At 44.0% G+C, this 18,994-nt stretch carries 15 protein-coding genes and 1 riboswitch; of the genes, 11 read left to right on the top strand and 4 right to left on the bottom strand.

Annotation, left to right across the window (positions count from 1 at the left end):
- Nucleotide 1: 1 nt before the first annotated feature.
- From ITG09_19595 to ITG09_19585, 3 genes are read left to right on the top strand one after another with little or no spacing between them, the layout of a single operon-like run.
- Nucleotides 2-3,109 (top strand): efflux RND transporter permease subunit, encoded by a 3,108-nt coding sequence (locus ITG09_19595; protein ID UPR55128.1) that lies wholly within the window; start codon nucleotides 2-4, stop codon nucleotides 3,107-3,109.
- Entirely contained in the window at nucleotides 3,102-3,815 is a 714-nt protein-coding gene (locus tag ITG09_19590) for a response regulator (protein ID UPR55127.1), read from the top strand. Before ITG09_19595 ends, ITG09_19590 begins: the two co-directional genes overlap by 8 nt.
- Nucleotides 3,815-5,221: a HAMP domain-containing protein gene (locus tag ITG09_19585; protein UPR55126.1), complete on the top strand. Its 1,407-nt coding sequence runs from the start codon at nucleotides 3,815-3,817 to the stop codon at nucleotides 5,219-5,221. The genes ITG09_19590 and ITG09_19585 overlap by 1 nt, the downstream gene beginning before the upstream one ends.
- A 453-nt stretch (nucleotides 5,222-5,674) precedes the next feature.
- Here ITG09_19585 and ITG09_19580 read toward each other — a convergent pair whose 3' ends face one another.
- Together ITG09_19580 and ITG09_19575 are read right to left on the bottom strand one after the other, a co-directional pair.
- Nucleotides 5,675-7,222, bottom strand: coding sequence for a DUF1566 domain-containing protein (locus tag ITG09_19580; GenBank protein UPR55125.1), 1,548 nt, complete (start codon nucleotides 7,220-7,222; stop codon nucleotides 5,675-5,677).
- Between the two features lie 418 nt (nucleotides 7,223-7,640).
- Complete coding sequence (locus tag ITG09_19575; GenBank protein ID UPR55124.1) at nucleotides 7,641-8,120, bottom strand: porin; 480 nt, start codon at nucleotides 8,118-8,120, stop codon at nucleotides 7,641-7,643.
- A 490-nt stretch (nucleotides 8,121-8,610) separates the two neighbouring features.
- On the opposite strand from ITG09_19575, the gene ITG09_19570 reads away from it, so the two are divergent.
- A complete protein-coding gene (locus ITG09_19570) occupies nucleotides 8,611-10,155 on the top strand; it encodes a winged helix-turn-helix domain-containing protein (GenBank protein ID UPR55123.1) in 1,545 nt (514 codons plus the stop codon).
- A 131-nt stretch (nucleotides 10,156-10,286) separates the two neighbouring features.
- Here the strand turns inward: ITG09_19570 and ITG09_19565 are convergent, their stop codons facing one another.
- The gene (locus tag ITG09_19565; GenBank protein UPR55122.1) at nucleotides 10,287-10,835 is read right to left on the bottom strand and encodes a mechanosensitive ion channel family protein; all 549 of its coding nucleotides are present in this window, start codon (nucleotides 10,833-10,835) and stop codon (nucleotides 10,287-10,289) included.
- Nucleotides 10,836-11,548: 713 nt separating this feature from the next.
- Nucleotides 11,549-12,223, bottom strand: coding sequence for a glutathione S-transferase family protein (locus tag ITG09_19560; GenBank protein ID UPR55121.1), 675 nt, complete (start codon nucleotides 12,221-12,223; stop codon nucleotides 11,549-11,551).
- 484 nt (nucleotides 12,224-12,707) lie between these two features.
- On the opposite strand from ITG09_19560, the gene ITG09_19555 reads away from it, so the two are divergent.
- The 7 genes from ITG09_19555 (at nucleotide 12,708) to ITG09_19525 (ending at nucleotide 18,902) form a co-directional block, all read left to right on the top strand.
- A complete protein-coding gene (locus tag ITG09_19555) occupies nucleotides 12,708-13,805 on the top strand; it encodes a YdcF family protein (GenBank protein UPR55120.1) in 1,098 nt (365 codons plus the stop codon).
- A gap of 107 nt (nucleotides 13,806-13,912) precedes the next feature.
- Nucleotides 13,913-14,164, top strand: coding sequence for a DUF2999 family protein (locus ITG09_19550; protein UPR55119.1), 252 nt, complete (start codon nucleotides 13,913-13,915; stop codon nucleotides 14,162-14,164).
- 250 nt (nucleotides 14,165-14,414) lie between these two features.
- Nucleotides 14,415-15,143 carry a helix-turn-helix domain-containing protein gene (locus ITG09_19545; GenBank protein ID UPR55118.1) on the top strand — a complete coding sequence of 243 codons (729 nt, stop codon included), beginning with the start codon at nucleotides 14,415-14,417 and terminating at the stop codon, nucleotides 15,141-15,143.
- Between the two features lie 85 nt (nucleotides 15,144-15,228).
- Nucleotides 15,229-16,146, top strand: coding sequence for an EamA family transporter (locus ITG09_19540; GenBank protein ID UPR55117.1), 918 nt, complete (start codon nucleotides 15,229-15,231; stop codon nucleotides 16,144-16,146).
- 98 nt (nucleotides 16,147-16,244) lie between these two features.
- Nucleotides 16,245-16,356: riboswitch (TPP riboswitch) on the top strand.
- Between the two features lie 96 nt (nucleotides 16,357-16,452).
- On the top strand, nucleotides 16,453-17,346 hold the full coding sequence (thiD, locus tag ITG09_19535) for a bifunctional hydroxymethylpyrimidine kinase/phosphomethylpyrimidine kinase (protein UPR55116.1): 894 nt from the start codon (nucleotides 16,453-16,455) through the stop codon (nucleotides 17,344-17,346).
- Entirely contained in the window at nucleotides 17,336-18,094 is a 759-nt protein-coding gene (locus tag ITG09_19530; GenBank protein UPR55115.1) for an ABC transporter ATP-binding protein, read from the top strand. The genes thiD and ITG09_19530 overlap by 11 nt, the downstream gene beginning before the upstream one ends.
- On the top strand, nucleotides 18,087-18,902 hold the full coding sequence (locus ITG09_19525; protein ID UPR55114.1) for an ABC transporter permease: 816 nt from the start codon (nucleotides 18,087-18,089) through the stop codon (nucleotides 18,900-18,902). Before ITG09_19530 ends, ITG09_19525 begins: the two co-directional genes overlap by 8 nt.
- Nucleotides 18,903-18,994: the final 92 nt, after the last annotated feature.

The following is an 18,994-nucleotide window of genomic DNA, read 5'->3' as shown; positions in this document are numbered from 1 at the left end:
GATGAGAAGCCCAATTGCATGGATGGCCAAAGATAAGGTCACGCCAAATTTACTGATGTTAATGCTTATCTTAGGCGGTTTACTGGTGAGCTGGAACATCAAAAAAGAGATCACTCCGGCATTTGATCTGGATGAAGTGATCGTCGATGTTGAATATTCAGGTGCAGCACCAGACGAAATTGATTTGAGCGTTGTGCTTCCTATCGAGAATGCTATCCGCAGTTTAGAAGGGATTGATGAACTGACGTCGTCATCAAAGTCAGGCAAAGCATCTGTTTCAATGACGGTGATTGATGGTTTTGATGTCAATTATTTGCTGCAAGAGGTAGAGCAAGCGATCAACCGTTTATCGACTTTGCCCCAAGAAGCAGAAAAGCCACGCGTCTATATTAAGAGCCGTAAAAAAGATGTGATGGAGATTGTTTTGCATGGCAATGTCGATAAAAAAGCTCTACACACTTTGACGGAAGGCGTACGTCAGCGCTTATTGCAAGAGTCGGGCATTACCCAAATCGATCTAGAGCAAGATCTTGATCATGAGATTCAAGTTAATGTTGACCATCAACAATTGCAAAAGCTTAACCTCACGTTAAACGACATCTCAAACGCTATCAAAACACACGCATTTGACCTTGGTGCCGGTGAGATTGAAACCGTATCAGGTGATATTAGCGTGCGAGTACATGGACGCTTAGAGACCGCGCAAGACTTTGCCGCTATTCCGATTAAAACCACACAAAACGGCAGCACAGTACGCTTAGGCTCGGTAGCGACAGTTGAAGATGGGCTCAATGATGATGGTCATCAGATGCGCTACAACGGTGAGCCTGCGTCAGGGTTAACGGTATATCGAGTGGGTCAGCAAACGCCGGTTGGTGTTTCTCAAGCAGTTCGAGATGTTTTACCTGAAATCGAGACGAATCTGCCCCCGGGTGTGAGCATTGTGATTGCCGATGATGACTCAATCAACTACTACAACCAGATGAGCATCCTACTCAAGAACGCGTTCTTAGGATTGGTGCTTGTGTTGGTGATGCTGAGTATTTTCTTGGAGTATCGCCTCGCATTTTGGGTGACGATGGGCATCCCAACCTCGTTCCTTGGCGCAATGTTACTGCTACCGGGTATGGATGTGTCTATCAACACTGTATCCATGTTCGCCTTTATTATTGCGTTGGGCATTGTGGTCGATGACTCGATCATTGCGGGTGAAAACATCTACCACCGCCGCCAGCAAGGGATGAGCTTTATGAAAGCAGCGATCCTTGGTGCGAAAGACGTTGCTGTGCCACTGACCTTTAGTATCTTAACCAATATGGTCGCGTTTTTGCCGATCCTGACACTGCCAGGGCAAATTGGCAAACTTCAAGCGGCAACACCTTTAGTCGTGATTAGTGTTTTTGCGATCTCATGGATTGAGGCGCTGTTTATTCTGCCTGCTCATTTAGGGCGAATGAAAGATAAACCAAAAGGAAAAATAGGCCAAAAACTGGATAGCTGGCAAGGCTCTGTCGATAGAAGACTGCAACATTTCATCCATCAAATGTACAAGCCAGCACTACAATCGGTGATTAATTATAAGTATCTATCACTCTCTGTGGCGATCGCAGTGATGGTTTTGATCGGTGCATGGCTTACCAGTGGTCGTTTAGGCTTCTACCTCATGCCTCGTTTTGAAGTGAATGGCGTGCGAGTGGTCGCAACCTTGCCTTACGGAACCGCAGAGTCGCGCATGGAAGAGGTCGCGAAATTATTAGAGCAGAGCGCTGAGCGTATCGTTGAACAAAATGGTGGTGACGAATTTGCTACGGGGTTAACCACATCGATCAAAGGCACGACAATGAGAGTCTCACTTTACTTAGGCGACCCAAGCCTGCGTTCACTCAGCACTAGAGATATAGCGAATCTATGGCGTGCAGAAAACAGTGAGATTACCGGTGTAGAGAGTATGCGCTATACAACTTCTGGCGGTGGTCCCGGTGGCGGTCCAGCATTAACAGTACAAATGAATCACGCAAATACTCAAATTTTGCGTGAAGCGAGTGAGCTATTAACCTCTGAATTGCATGCTTTTTCAGGAGTGAGTGAAATTTCGAGCAGTTTTTCCAGTGGTAATAGCCAGTTAGATGTGAGTATTAATTCGGTTGGTTTTGCGATGGGGCTAACTGCAGATGCTATTTCACAGCAATTAAGACACGCCTTTTTTGGTGTGACGGCACTAAAACAGCAACAAGGTATTCATGAGGTTGCGGTGAAAGTTCAACTTGATGAGCAGTACCGCCAGAGTGAGTTAGATCTGCACAATTTGATGATTCAAATACCGAGTGATCATTATGTGCCGCTTTCTCGCGTGGCAGATGTGGCGCACAGTGTAGCGCCATCTGAAGTGACACGCCGTGATGGTCGTCGTTCAGTCGAAGTGACCGCTGATGTAGGTGATCGAAGTAAGACACCACAGCTCGTAGCATCATTACAGCAAGGTATCTTTACTGAGCTTAAGCATCGCTATCCAAGCTTAAAAATCAGCTTAGGTGGACAGCAAAAAAATGCAGCAAGCAGTATGAGTGCACTAGGTAAATCGAGCTTACTTGCCTTGATTGTGATTTATGCGTTGCTGGCAATACCGTTTCAGAGTTACACCCAACCACTGCTTGTGATGGCAGCGATCCCATTTAGCATAGTGGGGGCGATTTTGGGGCATGTGATTCTTGGCCATCCGCTGAGCATCATCAGTATCTTAGGGGTAATTGCGTTATGTGGTGTGGTTGTGAACGACAGCTTGATGTTGATTACCACTTATAATCGTTACCGAGTTGACGGAGAAAGTTGGCGAGAGGCGATCGTCAATGCGGCAGTAAGACGTTTCAGACCAATTTTTCTGACCACTGTGACCACTTTTTGTGGACTGGCACCGATGATTTTTGAAACATCGAAAGAGGGACAGCTAATGATCCCAATGGCAATTTCGCTTGGGTTTGGCATTTTGTTTGCGACAGTGATTACCCTTGTCATCATTCCTTGTATGCTAGGAGTTGGACAAGACATGAAGCAGTGGTTATCGCCATCTTCAACTCGCGCGATAACAAACCAAAGAGTGTGCAATGAATAAACATATATTGGTGGTCGATGATCACGACGATATTCGAACCCTATTAGGACGTTACCTCTCTCAGCATGGATACGCCGTGGTGGAAGCCAATGGCGGTGATGAAATGCGAGCAGCGATTGCCACGCAAAGATTTGACTTGGTGATCCTCGATATCATGATGCCCGGGGATGACGGTTTAACCTTGTGTAAAGAGCTGCAAGAGAAACAGAGCACGCCTTTTATCTTCTTAACCGCCATGAGTGAAGATGCAGATACCGTGGTTGGCTTGGAGTTAGGGGCAGATGATTACCTCACCAAGCCATTTAGCCCTAGGGTACTACTGGCTCGTGTGAAAGCTGTACTGAGGCGCGTAGAAAAAAGTGCCGATGCTGGACCGCCAAAGCAGCAGAGTTCCATGATTAAGTTCCCCGGTTGGCAGCTTGATATTCATCAGCATCAATTAACCCGTGATGATGGTTTGTTGGTGGCGTTAAGCGCGGCGGAATTTCGTTTGTTAAAGGCGTTCTTAGCCCATGAAAGACAAGTTCTCAGCCGCGATCAGCTGATGGATTTAACCAAAGGCGCGGAAGCAAACCCGTTTGACCGTAGCATTGACAACCAAATCAGTCGCTTACGTAAAAAAATAGAATCTGATCCGAAGAACCCGACGTTAATAAAAACCGTTTGGGGTGGCGGATATATGTTTACCGAAAAGGTCGAGTATTAATGTTAAACCCTGCTGAAAATCTTGTCCGAAATTTAATCAGTCGCCTTAGCCAAAAGGTAGGGCGTAGTCTGTTTTCTCAAATGCTGCTTGCGGTACTCAGTGTGCTGTTGCTCGCTCAAATTGTCACCTTTGGTATTTTGAGTGTGATCTACAGCGGCGCGATTTCCGAAGTCAATGAGAGCCAGCAGATTCAAAAGTTTGTCACGGTTGTAGAAACACTTGAGCGAGCAGAAGGAGAGCAAGACTATGGCTCGATTCTTAACCCGCTCAATAATGATTATGTCCGTTACAGCACTCAGAAACGCATGGATCTAACCAGTGTGATCATGAATGAGTCAGAACAGGCCGTTGTAAACAAAATTACGGCTGCGCTTGGTCAAAACTATCAGGGTCGAGTGTGGGTCAAACAAGAGCGTCAGCCTATGTTGATGTCTGGCGCACTCCAGAACGCCAATGAGCGTAACGATAAGGCATTAACCGAACTAAGAATTGCTGTGCATCTACAAAACGATCGTTGGTTACAACTCAATGCCACTTCTTCAACGCTGAGTGCCATTGCTATAAAACAAGGGATGACCTTTTTTGCCCTTGCGACACTGCTGACACTGGCATGTATTGCTGTGATGATTAAAAAAATCACCAAGCCTTTACAGTTCTTGTCTCAAGCATCTCAGCAGCTAGGGCGAGGTGAAGTGGTCGAACCTATCTTAGAACGGGGGGCAGACGACATCACCGAGACTATTCGTGCTTTTAACCAAATGAATCAACGAGTTCAGCTCTTTGGAGAAGATAGAGCTAGGTTACTTGCCGCGCTATCTCATGATTTACGCACCCCCATCACCAGTATGCTCCTGCGCGTGGAGATGATGCCAGACAGTGACGACCGTGATGCCCTATTAAAAACACTCGAAGAGATGCAGTTGATGTCAGAGTCGACCCTCACATTCATGAAACAATCCTCAGACACAGAAGCGACAAAGCCCGTTGAGGTGAATGCCTTTTTAGGTAGCCTATGTGAAGACTTGGTTGGAGTAGGTTATTCGGTTGAGTTTAATGAGTCTGACTCAGCGACACTATCATGCCGTCCAGTAAGCCTTAAGCGTGCGTTAAGAAATTTGATTGAAAACGGTGCAAAGTATGGCGCTCACGCCGAGGTGTCATTTTCCACGCCTGTTCAAAGTTCATTAGTTATCGAGATTCAAGACAGTGGCGATGGCATACCAGAAGAGAAGTTTGAGCAAGTATTCGAACCGTTTTATCGTCTAGAAACCTCACGCAACCGAGAAACAGGTGGAACAGGTTTAGGGATGGCGATAGCTCGAAACATCATCCGCAGTCACGGTGGTAATGTTGAATTAAGTAATCAGCAGGCAGGATTGTTAGTGCGAGTAGAGCTACCAACATAAGCCTATAACTGTGGGGTTCATCGCCGGCAAATCGGCTTAATCTAAGGTTGTGAGTGTTGTGGCTGCGCAAATTTTATAACTAGACTAGAGGTCTTGTGATACAAAAAGTAATCCATTAAATCCTAATTTAGGAAAGTCGCTGACACGTTTTTGTCCAAAACTTTGCTCGCGCTGTTGGCGTTTAGACAAAGGATGAAGCTCCGCGAATGAGGAGTGACGAGGTGTTTGTGCCGGAATACTTAAAGTAACTTTCTCACCGCAGTAGCTTTACTGACATATTCGATTCACAAAAATATCAAATTATGGTTGTCCTATACGATATCAAAATATGGCTGTTTTACGGCAGAACTATTTGGATTTTAAATAGATGATATTAAGTTCCGGTGTACTGATGGGAAGCCTTGCGTTAAGCATGAAAAAAGCCAGCAGGTTAAGGCGCCGGCTAATTAGTCATCAATACATCTTATGGTGAGGCAGCCAAATGTCGCCTGTTATTGGCGGCGTGTCGGGGGCCGTCGGTGCTTCATTTACTGTGATATAACCATCTTTATTTTTATCTAAATGATTAAAACGCTTGGTGCCTGCCTTAAATTCAGAAGATGATACTTTTCCATCACCATTTTTATCCAATCGATTGATGAACTTATTGCTCTGGTTTTGGTTTTTATTGTGGTTATGAGTTTGACTTCCTGAGCGAACTTGGCTGCTTACACTTGCACCCCTCGTAGTATATTCGTTGATCTTTTCAGCTTGAGGTGGTGTGTTAGCTTGATCCGAGGAGTCTTCATAACCGCCTCTTACACTACGCGCATAATTATCAACCCGAATATAATCGCCTTGTGGACCTCGTGACATCGGTTGGCCCGCTTTAGGGTCACTACGCTGGGAACCCGCACCGTGTACATCCATTATGTTCCCATGCATTTGACCCAAAGCTTTACCAAAAGACACATAAACTGCGCCAGACTCTGGGGTGGGGCCATCAAGGTGAGTGGTTGAACTCCAATAATAAGGGTAGTCTTTTTCACCAGCTTCATTTGTTATTGGAGATGTGTAGAAAATAGGGTCGATGGCTGCTGAGTTAGAGGATTCAGGCGAGCGAGTATAATCCACAATGCTTTGTAACTCTTTTGCATTCGGTAAACGCCAATCAGTCTGGTCTGCTAATGTTAGGTTTTCTGAATACTCTAGTGCTTCTTGCCAATTCAAACCTACTTTGCTGTCTTCCTGTTGCCAAGTTAAACCTGTCGCTAAATCGGTGATGGTGCCATTATTGTTATCAATAAAGTTGTTTTTACCGTAGACCTTATTCCCTCTAACAAACCTAAAGTACATTTTATTCGGCTCTTTGGTGCGAGGGTTAAACTTTGGGTAACCTTTGATACGACCATCAACAAAATTAACCCCAAAAACCGTATCATCATTTTTCATGGTCTTGTCAACATACTCAGTACTGGACCAAGTTTGTGCATCAATTTCTCGCTCACCAATCTGTGTATTACCGAGAGGTTGGTTAAAGAAACTCGTATCAATGAAAGATGTGATCGCTTTTTGCCCTTTAACTTGACCTGAGAACTGAATAAGTGAATAGAGTTCTTTAATGGTAGGAATGCGCCAGTCATCATGACCTGCCAAATTCAGACTGCTTATTTTGAGCAATGCTTCATCGTAACTAAGCTTTTCCCCCATGTGTTTTTGCCAGATTAAGCCGGTAACATTATCGGTGATAGTGCCATCATTATTGTCTGTGTATGAAGGTTGGTTCGAGCTGTAGTTGGAATCCTGACCATAAAAATCATTCCCACTAACTGGAGATGGTATCACTGCATTATTGTTGTATGATTTTCTTTGTCCGGTATCGACTATTGCGTAGCTCACGCGATTTTCATTGTAAATAGGCGAGCCAGATCCAATGATAGTAGCAGTAAGTTTATCTTCCGCCTGAACTGAGTTCATTATCAATGTCATTAAAACAACAAACCTGAGTAGGGGTATTTTCATAAATTCCTTCTTATGAAGTGTGTTGAAAAAAGCGTAGATAGGTAAAGGGAAAACAAGGTATAGAGTATCAATGAGAATTAAATTGAAAATTGAATTTACATATTTTTACAGCACTGATTAGAGCTAACGAAATTAGGTATATAAAATTCGAGGCCTACTTAAATAAAAATTTCCTCTTTGTTATTAGGCGACAATTAGCTTAACAATAAGGTTATAGTAAGGTTTGAAAAAAACTCCAATTTCAAACGGTTAAGCCTCAAGTCTCTTCTACGTCTTATAATTCGAAGTAAACAGTGCTCGTTTCGCTTCTCCATCATGTTCGGTTTCAAATTCAACGCAAAAAGCCCCTGATGGTATGTCAGAGGCTTGATGGTGTTCATTGTGTAGGGAAGGCTAGGGAGCCTTAATGTTTACCCTATTAGAAGCGGAATTCAGCACTGAGTGCGTAACTGTTGTCTACGATTTTTGCTTCGTACATTGTGTATTCCAGTGCAACACGAACAGGACCTAGAGTAACACCCGTACCCACACCGTAGTAAATGTCGTCTGTATCACCTAGGTTACTTTGGAAGTGACCGATACCTAGACGACCGTATACGTCAAAAATCGTAATAGGTAGTGTTAGTTTTGTACTTGCTAACCATGCATCTGAATAAATGTGTTCGAAGTCTTTGTGTGTATCAACAAAATCCGCGTATCCAGCTTCAACCGATAGTAGGTCGTTAATCTGGTAGCCTATGTAGAGGCTGTAACCGCTATTCTCATCACTGAAATCTGTATTGTCGCTTTCAGCTTGGTACTCAGAATATAGGTAGCTAGCACCAATGTATGGGTCAGCGCTTGCTTGAGTTACAAAGAAGATAGCAGCGATAGGAAGAATAAATTTGTTCAGTTTCATGGTTTAAAGCTCTTAATATAAAGGTTAACTAATGTTCCCTAGTCCGTCAGCGGGTGATGTGTCTACATCAATTCTTATGTCCTTATTGCAAGTGACTACAGGGAACGTTATGCCTTTCTCTCGTTTGCATGTCGCCCCTCACTTGCGGTGTGGAGCTATCATGCAGATTTTGTGATTCGCTGACATAACGTAAAGCTCACCAGTTCATAAAGTTTCATAACTTCAATATCAAGAAAATATAAAGTTAACTATTACAGTTAGTTAGGCTCTATTTTTGTTGAGAAAATTTTGGGGTAACTCGTATTAATTTTTGCTTGTTCTGAGTTTTCACAATAACCGCCGTGAATTTTATGGAAATGCTTATGAATGATGTCGGCTGAAACGAAAATTGTGAAAAATTACACACAACTGGTCGAAATTATCAGCAAAATCATTGGATTGGAGCTATGTTTAGACGATAAGAAGAGCCATAGAGAGTGAGTGAACGTGAATGCTTGAGAAAAACATCAGTTTTATCGTAGATGAGTGGCAGTTTATGCCTAACGAAGGGCAGATTCAGTTTGCAGGTTCGTGTATTACGATTGATAACCGCCTCACTAAGTTGCTTGAGTTCTTATGTTTGAACCCAGGGTTGACTCATACGCGTGATGAGTTAATTGAAGAGGTTTGGAATGGCAGTGTATTAACCGATCAAGTTGTCACCCAAGCGGTATTTGAACTACGAAAAGTTCTGAAAACATACAGTAAAAGGACAAGCAGTTATATTGTTACCGTTCCAAAGCGTGGTTACCGATTTGATGGTGAAGTGAGAGTTGAGAAAGTAGAGCTCCAAAAACCTGATTTCCAAAAACCAACTCTCCAAAAACCAGATCAGCTTGATGTTAATGGACGCCAATCAGCGCCTGAAAGCCAAGAGTTTGTCGAAAGAGAAGGCCGAGAAGAGGGCTATGTAAAGCCATCAGAAAATTCTCCAAGAAGTAGAAAACTGCATTACATACTGGCGTTTTTGGCTGTTGTCATCGTTTTACAATCATCATATATGTGGTTTTCTCAGAACAAACAAAGTCCTTCGCAAGCAAGCTCGACTCACTCATTAAGTCATTATGAATTTCGTTATGTTGTACTGAATGTAACGGAAGAAGTTAAGGCGCAGCCAGAGCTCTATGGAATCGTAATTAAACTGATTGAACATATTGGTTTTTATAGCAATATCAGAGTAGTTAAGTCTGATGAGCATAAGAAGTTGGCCGCGATTGAGTTTAATATCTCAACGGCGAAAAGCAGTGACGGCAAGAAAACTCGTTTATTGGTGAAGTATGTTAATCGAGCGTCGGGAGGCGTGCATTTAAATCGTCGTTATTCCACCAACTTTGCTCGTTTCCATGAAACGTTTCCAGCGATGATCGATGATCTATTGCGCGCTATGTATATCGATGTGCCTGAAGAAGAGTTACAGCGCAATATTTCTGTGTTCCCACAGGATAAAGAGTCGGTCAAGGCGCTGATGTCTGCGACTGGGGTTTCTTATAGCACCGTGGATTTTGATAAGGCGCTTAAGTATTTTCGAGAGGCCAGAGCACTGGCTCCAGATAACGCTTATGCTATTTCGGTGAGCTATATCAGTGAAGTGTTGGCGGTTTTCTCTAAAGATGAGGAAAATATTCAACCTAGAATTAAAGCGTTGAACGAGCAATATTCCTCGTCTTTGTCTGCCATTCTCAAGCGAGGAAACAATCCTCGTGTTTGTGAAGCGAACGCAATATTAGCGCTGTCTCAAAGTGATCCTGATAAGGCGTTACAGATTTTGTTGTCGATTCCTTATAATCAACATACCCCTTTGACTTACCTGTTAATGGCTAAAGCAGAAGAGGCACGTGGCCATATCACGGGTGCCAAAGAGCTGTATCTGCAAGCGACACAAAATACCTCTTCACCGACTGCATTGACGTTAGCTGGTCCGCTGTTCTTTGACAGTAATTTAGACAAACTGATTGAACAACTTCAGGGCGTCAAACTCGACGTCGACGGTAAATAGTGAAAGTTAAAAGCAGATAAAAGCGGTAGTAGCAGAATTAGCAATCGCATTAGAAATAGCAATCGCACTAGAAACAGCAATCGAAACCCAAATAGCGCGTTTTGTTTCTCTATTACATGACAAGGCCTTGGTTACCGAGGCCTTTCTGCACGTGGAGAGTTCTTTTTTAATACCTTAGTTACGCTTTTCTGCAATAGCAGAGAATTCGGGTAAGCAATTAAGTTACCGCTTGGGTGTTTGATTAGAGTATGAAACATCTTAATCTCAAGGATCTTTCCTTCGATATCATCCCCATCTGCAACAATTATTGAGTCGCCAATTCGGTAAGGGAATACAAAGAAGATCAGAAAGCTCGCGGTGATATTACTGAGAATTGACCATTGGGCGATGAAAGCGACGCCAAAAACGGTCACCAAGGACGAGATGAAAATGGTGAAGTTTCCATAGCCAATCCCACTGACGATGATATAGGTCGCAAACAACAGTATGAACGAGAAAATGTTGAAGCAGCGAATGATGAACATTGTGCGTGTCGTCGCGACAGACTTTACCTGTGCAAGGTTGATAACGGTCGTCGAAATAAAGCGCTTGAGAAGCCAATAGGCAAGAATAAATACAAGGGCAAGCAGCAAATCATATTGCTTTAGTGTATTAAAAATGTGGACTAGAAAGTTCGGCATAACGACCTCAATTGTGATGAGCCGTTATTGTGTATCGTTGCTTGAGTGTGCGCATCATCAAACGATTATCGTTTTATAATACGAGAAATGAATAGAAGTCTTTTTGATTTCCACAAACATTGTCGATATGGATTATTAGTAATAAGTTATTGATAGGTATTACTTTATTTTTTGTTTATATTTTTATAACTGATATATAAGTCTTCTGTGATGCCTAATATCATTCAATTTGTAGAATAAGCGCTCCTTTGTTCTTCATCGAGTTAGTCATGACAATCATAGTTATAAAATTAGTGTTTATTTATATTCATAAAAGGCGAAAAACCAAGCAGTCAAAGCCGTTAGAAATGAGGTTCCTTTAAGATGCTGACCTTACTCATTACTCAATTTATTATTTTCTGGACAGTGGTTGGTCGTATTCGCGCAACGTCTGTTTCTACACGCTTAAAATCGAGAATCGGTACTGCTTCTAAAGGCTTTAAAGGAAATAGATAAGGATTGCTTTATAACTGGCGAACTGGATAGCAGGCGAACAGTATGGAAGAACGAGCTTAACTCACCAATCAAGCTCTGTTTTGACAATACGGCTCAGCACGGAACTGAGCTTCGTATTCATGTTCTGAACGCTTAACTGGTGAGTGTCGGTAATAGAGTTCTTGTTACTGTTACTGTTACTGTTACTGTTACTGTTACTGTTATTGTTACTATTATTGTTATTCAGCGAAGTTAGACGGGAATAACGCTCTAAGCGCCTCTTCATCACGTTCGGTTTTAAATTCAACGTCTTTGCCTATTTCGCGGGCACGCAGTGCGGCTGGGCGTGTGTTGATTGCGTTAAACCAACGCTTCAAGTTAGGGTAAGGTTCTAGACCTTCTTCACCAAGCACGACAGGTGCTTTATCAATCCAACCCCATGCCGCGACATCGACAATGGTGTACTCATTTCCGACGAAAAACTCACGACCTTCCATATGTTTCTCTAACACTTCGTAATGACGTTGTGCTTCACGTAGGTAACGGTTCACGGCGTAGTCTAGGCCTGTTGGCGCAGCATGACGGAAGTGTACCGATTGACCTGAATAAGGGCCAAGTCCGCTTGCGATAAACATCATCCAAGATAACAGTTCAGCTCTGTCTTCTGGCTGACCAGCTAGCTTGCCTGTTTTCTCAGATAGGTACAGCAAGATAGCGTTAGAGTCGAATACACGTTGTCCTTCATCTTCAATCGCTGGCGTTTTGCCATTTGGATTGATTAAACGATATTCCGGTGAATGCTGCTCACCCTTTAAGGTATCGACAGGAACAAGTTCAAAATCTAGGCCTGTCTCTTCCAAAAACAGAGCGATCTTCATTGGGTTGGGTGTTTGGTGAAAATAGAACTTAAGCATGGGGTAACTCCTTGTATTGGTCATTCATTAAAGCACCACTTGAACGATCGTTCAATGGCTGATTTTTGAATTTTCTGTGAATTGACTGATTTGATATCACACTCTGTGCTTTTTGACCTTGGTTGAGCAAACGTGAATGAGCGTCGACTTGTAGGGAGATAGCGTTTTAAGTTGCTGAAATAATGACCATAAAACGCACATTCAGAAATAAGACAGGGCTTCGAAACTTACGGGTTTAGATTGAATAGGCAGGTGGGATTCGAAGTTAAATATTCCAAAGACATCAAGGGAGCTACTCATAACTCGAAGCTATCTGGATAGTTGAGCTTACTCTGGCGCATAAAATCGTGATCTGCAGCCACACCTTATGCAACAAATGAATATTAACCTCAGAGAGTAAGGTTTGGTTCACGGTTTTTTAATCTTGGAGGCTTACATTGGTGAGCAAATCTGATGTGAACACTTAACGACACAGGATCTTTCCATGAAAAAGAACATTATTGCCCTCGCTCTTGGTGGCATGCTCGCTTTTGGCGCGACACCTTACTCTTTTGCTGCTAACGATGGCGCTGTGCAGGCTTCTGCTGACTACGCGCAGTTGGTAACTAAGCGACAAGTTGTCGACCAACTACTTCTTGATGCGTTGCAGGCGTTTAAGTCTCCGGCAAGAATTTCCCACGCGGGCTTCACGGCTAAAATGCCAAGTAACATGGAAATTGTGACTAACCGATTGTTAGAGGCATACCAACTAGAACCTTACCGTACTGATTTGTTGATCTCGGCAGCGAACGCTCAGATCTACAACAAGAATGCTGAGCGTGCGATTGAGTTGTTTGAACAAGCATTGACGGTTGCGCCAGACGATGTCGACTTGCACGCGTATCTTGCGGTTTGGCAGAGATTCGAAGGCAATGACAGTGAATCGAATAAGCACATGGAGAAACTGGAAAGCCTGAACAAGGGCAAAGCAGAGGACATCAAGCGTATTTTTGCTACGGTTGATCGCGTGCTAGAAACACCACTGAAAGAGTCGGCGGACAAAGGGTTATTGGATGAACACGGCGCGATTGTTACTTTGGGCTACGCGCTTAACCCTGATGGTTCTATGCATCAGATCTTGATTGAGCGTCTTGAGACAACATTGGCGATGGCTAAAGCGAACCCAGATGCGATGATCGTGTTAACGGGTGGCGTGCCAAAGAACCATAAGACTGAAGGTAAGTTAATGGCGGATTGGCTTATCGAAAAAGGGGTAAGTAAAGATCGCATCATTGAAGAGAACTACGCGACTAGCACGGTGGGTAATGCCTTGTTCAGTAGCTACGCACTTGCTCGTCATGATATTAAGCACGCGACCATTATCAGCTCGGCAAGCCATGTTCGTCGTGGTCAAACTCTATTTGAAATCGCTAGCTGGCAAACCGGCCCTCAGGGCATCACCTTCGATACGGTTTCTTACCCAGACAAACCACTCGCAGATCTTAAGAAGGCGAGTGATGGCGAGTTACTAGGTATCTACCGTGATGCTCTTAGAACGTATGGGATGTGGAGCTACCGCTCTTACCCATTAGAGTCTCGCTAGGCTTAGCGTTACCTCACGGTAGGCAAAGTATAAGTTGCTAGTACAATCGAGCACAGCTAGATGGTATGCTGTGCTCCTACTTAATTTAGTGTTTCAAAGGCAAAAAAATGAACCCGATTTTAGCAATGTTGAAAGAGAACAATATTAGCGACGAGCAGATCAGCGAGCTATTCAAAACGTTGACCGAGAATCCTCTTGCAGCAATGGCGACGATCAGCCAACTTGGTTTACCACAAGATAAACTTCAAATGCTGATGGGCCAGGTAATGCAAAACCCTACGCTAATCAAAGAAGCAGTTGAAGAACTTGGCCTAGATTTTTCTAAGGTTGAAGCCGCTAAAGAGCAACTTCAAAAATAATAGAGTCTGAATGAGCGATTTTGTTAGAGAGTATAGCCGATTCGGTTAACTGTTCTTGAGATTGCGAATTTGACTCCAATAAAAAGCCGTTTGAGTATCAATACTTAAACGGCTTTTTTGATCCTTCATAGAAACAGAGTAAGCTGAGGAGGGGACGACAAAAACACGAGCCCGATGTGACTACCTCGCCTAAATCATGTAATTTCGTTTTAACACTCATGTTTCAATAAACTAAACTCCGGCGTTGCTCATGAAATCTAGCTTAAGCATTCGATCTTACACCAAGCAATTTAATACCCATGCTCATGATGACCATCATCAATTGGTATTGCCGATCCAAGGCAGTATTAATATCGAAATGGTGGGGTATGTCGGCAAAGTGGCCGTGGGTGAATGTGTGGTGATTCCGGTCACTACAGCGCATGCGTTTAAGGCGGATGAAGCCGCGCGGTTTATTGTTGCGGATATGATGGAGTTACCGCAGCACTTGTTAGAGCATGATCTCTCGGTGTTTACTATCACGCCACCTTTAATGAGCTTCTTGCTGTTTGTTGAAAAGCAGTTGGAATATCAAGTCGACAGTGGCATTGAGTCATCCATCTTGGATGTGTTTTCACTGTTGTTAGAGCAACAACAAGTAAGCAAGAGCATCGACCCTCGTATTCGCGCAGTGCAAAGGCTCATTGCGGATAATTACACGCAGCCGTTATCCATTTCACAACTTGCAGAAACGGCCTGTTTGAGTCCTACCCAATTCAAAAAACGCTTCAAAGAATGCCTGGGTATCAGTGCGCTTAAATACATCACTCGATATCGTATGGAGAAAGCGCAAGCCTTGCTAAGCCACACAGATTTACCTGTTCAATTGATCGCTGAAAATGTGGGATATAGTGATGTTTCTGCTTTCAGTCGCCGCTTCTCTCAGCACTTTGGAATGTCTCCAAGGGCGTTTCTAGGCTCAATGAAAGACAGTCTTTAGAAACAACAATAGCGTCCTTTTGGCAAACTAACTTTTATCAATCTTCATTATTATCTATTTCAGAACTGAAAATTGGGTAATAGAAATGAATCTTGCCATCAATCGCGTTAACGAATTCCAAACGGGTACTTTAGCCATCGTGTTTGCTTCTGTTTTATGGGGCACGACAGGGACAGCCGCAAGCTTTGCGCCTGATCTTAGTCCGTTAGCGATTGGTGCATTTTCGATGGGCGTCGGCGGCTTAATGCAAGCGGCCTTGGCGTATCGAAAGATCTTATCTTCACTTGATAAGCTTTTGCTCAACAAAAAGCTGTTAGCAGCGAGTGCTTTGGCTTTGGCGATCTATCCTTTGGCTTTCTACTCTTCGATGAAATTGTCGGGTGTCGCGATGGGAACGGTGGTGTCGATAGCTACTGCTCCGTTCTTTTCTGCACTTTTAGAGTGTCTTATTAGCAAAAAGAATAATATCAACAAGCGTTGGTTAACGAGCTTTGCCATTGGAGTCGTAGGCATTGGGTTGTTGGTGTTTTCAGAATCTTCATCGGCGAATGAATCCGGTGAGGATCTAAAGCTATTGGGTATTGGGTTGGGTTTGGTTGCTGGGTTGTGCTACGCCATTTATTCGTGGGCGACAAAAGCTTTGATAGACGAAGGCATTAAGTCGCAAGCGGCAATGGGTAGCATATTTGGGCTAGGAGCTATGTTGTTGTTGCCAACCCTGTGGTTTACAGGAGATAACCTGTTCGCTTCGAATACAAACATATTAGTGGTGAGTTACTTGGTGTTACTTCCTCAATGTTTGGGGTATATCGCTTTCAGCTTTGGGTTACGACATGTCACCGCAAGCAGCGCTAATCTGATCACCTTGCTTGAGCCGGTCGTTGCAGCGGTGCTTGCCGTCTGTGTTGTCGGTGAGCTGATTCCTTTTATAGGTTGGCTAGGTATGTCTCTGATTGTGCTGTGCTTGTTGATACAGTCGAAACCATCTAAAGGAACGCTATAAGTATTTGTTTTGTAGCGTCTAATTGAAATTTATTCATGCGTAATTCTTATAATTGAATAAAATCAGTATCTCAGTTGTGAGAGTGCTGTTACTATCGCTATCAATAGTCGGGGGGCATATACCTTATTTGGTGTGTGCTGAGATCGTTAATCGAGACCCGTTGAACCTGATTCAGTTAACACTGGCGTAGGGAACTATAAGCACTCGATCTACGTCTGCACCCATGAAAAATTTCATGAGCCTAATGCGACTTCTCCTTCGATCGGTGTTCGTTCTCCTACGTCTTGTAAGATAGTAGGAGCGACAATGACACACAGTTCTATTTCAAAAGATTTAACGCCTAAAGCCTCAGTTTCACAGCACTCTGTTGATGGTTCGATTCGAACGAACACTCCGATTGTATTGACGATTGCTGGCTCAGACAGTGGTGGCGGTGCAGGTATCCAAGCTGATATTAAAGCCATGTCTGCTACCGGTAGTTTCGCTTGTTCGGTAATTACCGCTATCACTTCCCAGAACACTCAAGGCGTTTCCGCCATTTTTCCTATTCCGCTCGACCATGTCGCTAGCCAGTTAGATGCGGTTTTTACTGATCTGAATATCGTGGCAGTAAAAGTCGGCATGTTGGCCGATTCGCAAATCATCAAAGTCGTCGCCGACAAAATTAAGCAGTACCAACCTAAACACTTAGTGATTGACCCTGTAATGGTCGCAACAAGTGGCGACCTTCTTCTAGAAAACTCGGCTATCACGACGCTGAAGCAAGAACTGATTCCGCTGGCAGATATCATTACTCCTAATTTGCCTGAAGGCGCAGCATTAACAGGCAAGCCAGTACCTGAAAGCGAAGTTGAAATGCAGGGTATGATTGAAGACCTGCGAGCTTTGGGTGCGAAAGCGGTACTTCTAAAAGGCGGCCACTTAGAGAAGGATGAAAACAGTAACGACTTACTGATTTTGCCAACCACGTCTGCTCTGATTAGCGCGAAGCGTTATCCTACCAAAAACACGCACGGTACGGGTTGTACGCTTTCATCTGCTATTGCTTCTTTCTTGGCTCAAGGCAACACGCTTACGCAAGCTGTCGACCTAGGCAAACAATACATTTCTCGCGCGATTGCTCATGCTGATGAGTTGCAAGTTGGTCAAGGTCATGGCCCTGTAAATCATTTCTTCGTTGGACACGGTAATGTCCGTTAATACGATTGGCGTTCAACTCAGCAATGCCTCCTTACGTTATAACGACAGCGAGCACGCAACCTTATCGGGATTGTCACTTAGCTTAAACGCAGGTAAGTGGACGGTATTGTTGGGTAGAAGTGGCTGCGGGAAAACCACGGTATTGCGTTATCTGGCAGGCTTGTTGGACGACAAGGTGGAATGGCAGGGCACATTGGAAACCTCTGATGAACTACCTTTAACGGATCGCATCGCTTACATGGCGCAACAGGACTTGTTATTGCCGTGGTTGTCGGTTATCGACAATGTGTGTTTGAGTCATCGTTTTCAAAATCCTGCTTCTGATAAAGCTCTACAAACCAATCAAGCACTAGAGTTATTAGCGGCGGTTGGTTTGGCCGATTACGCGAATGCGATGCCGGATCAATTGTCTGGTGGTATGCGTCAGCGTGTCGCTTTGGCTCGAACCCTAATGCAAGACAAGCCAGTCGTGCTGATGGACGAACCGTTCTCTGCGCTGGATGCGGTAACAAGACACAAGCTGCAAAGTTTAGCGTGTGAACTGCTAAAAGGTAAAACCGTTGTGCTGATCACTCATGACCCACAGGAAGCGGTGCGTTTGGCGGACAACTTGTATGTGTTGCAAGGCACACCTGCGAATGCTCGGTCTTTATCTGTGCCCAACACGGTGACACCACGAGTGTTAGATGGTGAATGCGCTGAGTTACAACAAGCGATCTTAGATCAGTTGGAGCGTGATTATGAATGATCTAACGCGAAGTGAAGCTGTGACTCGCTCAACTAACACGCAGACTAGCACTGAACGTCCTCGTCAGATGAATCCCGTGATGCGTTTGGTCATCAGCAGTGCTGTGATTCTTGGTTTGTGGCAAATGGTGGTGGTTATCTTCGAGATGCCAAGCTTCATTCTGCCAGCTCCCGCAGAAGTCTTCCTCAAGTTGATCGAACGCTACGATGTGTTACTCAAGCACACTTGGGTGACCGCGCAAGAGATCTTACTTGGGCTATTACTGGGTTTGTCTATGGGGTTGTTTTTCGCCTTGCAGATGTTGATGTTTGATCCATTGAAACGTTGGTTGTTGCCTATCTTGATTGCGAGTCAAGCGATTCCTGTATTTGCGATTGCGCCAGTGCTGATGCTGTGGCTTGGCTATGGTATCGCTTCAAAAGTGGTGATGGCGGCAATCATTATCTTCTTCCCTGTGACGACTTGCTGCTACGACGGCCTGCGTAATACGCCGACGGGTTATCTTGATCTTGCTAAGACGATGGGCGCATCGAAATGGCAACTGCTTCGTCACATCCAACTGCCTGCTGCATTGCCAACACTGGCGTCTGGTATTCGTGTTGCTGTGGTTATTGCTCCAATTGGCGCGGTTGTCGGCGAGTGGGTGGGTTCGAGTGAGGGGCTAGGTTACTTAATGCTGCAAGCCAACGCGCGCATGATCATTGATGAGATGTTTGCGGCCTTATTCATCTTGGCGGTGCTGTCTATCTCGCTCTACTTCATCACAGACAAATTACTTAAAAAAGCTATCCCTTGGGAGAACCAATGATGGCTTGCTCAATAACACTTGTTTAATAAGGCTTCTTTTAATAAAGCCTGTTTAATAAAGCTTCGCTCAACATAAGAATAATATTCAAAAGG

The organism is Vibrio cyclitrophicus, from assembly GCA_023206055.1.
Classification (GTDB): domain Bacteria; phylum Pseudomonadota; class Gammaproteobacteria; order Enterobacterales; family Vibrionaceae; genus Vibrio; species Vibrio cyclitrophicus_A.
This window is presented reverse-complemented; position numbering and strand designations above follow the sequence as displayed.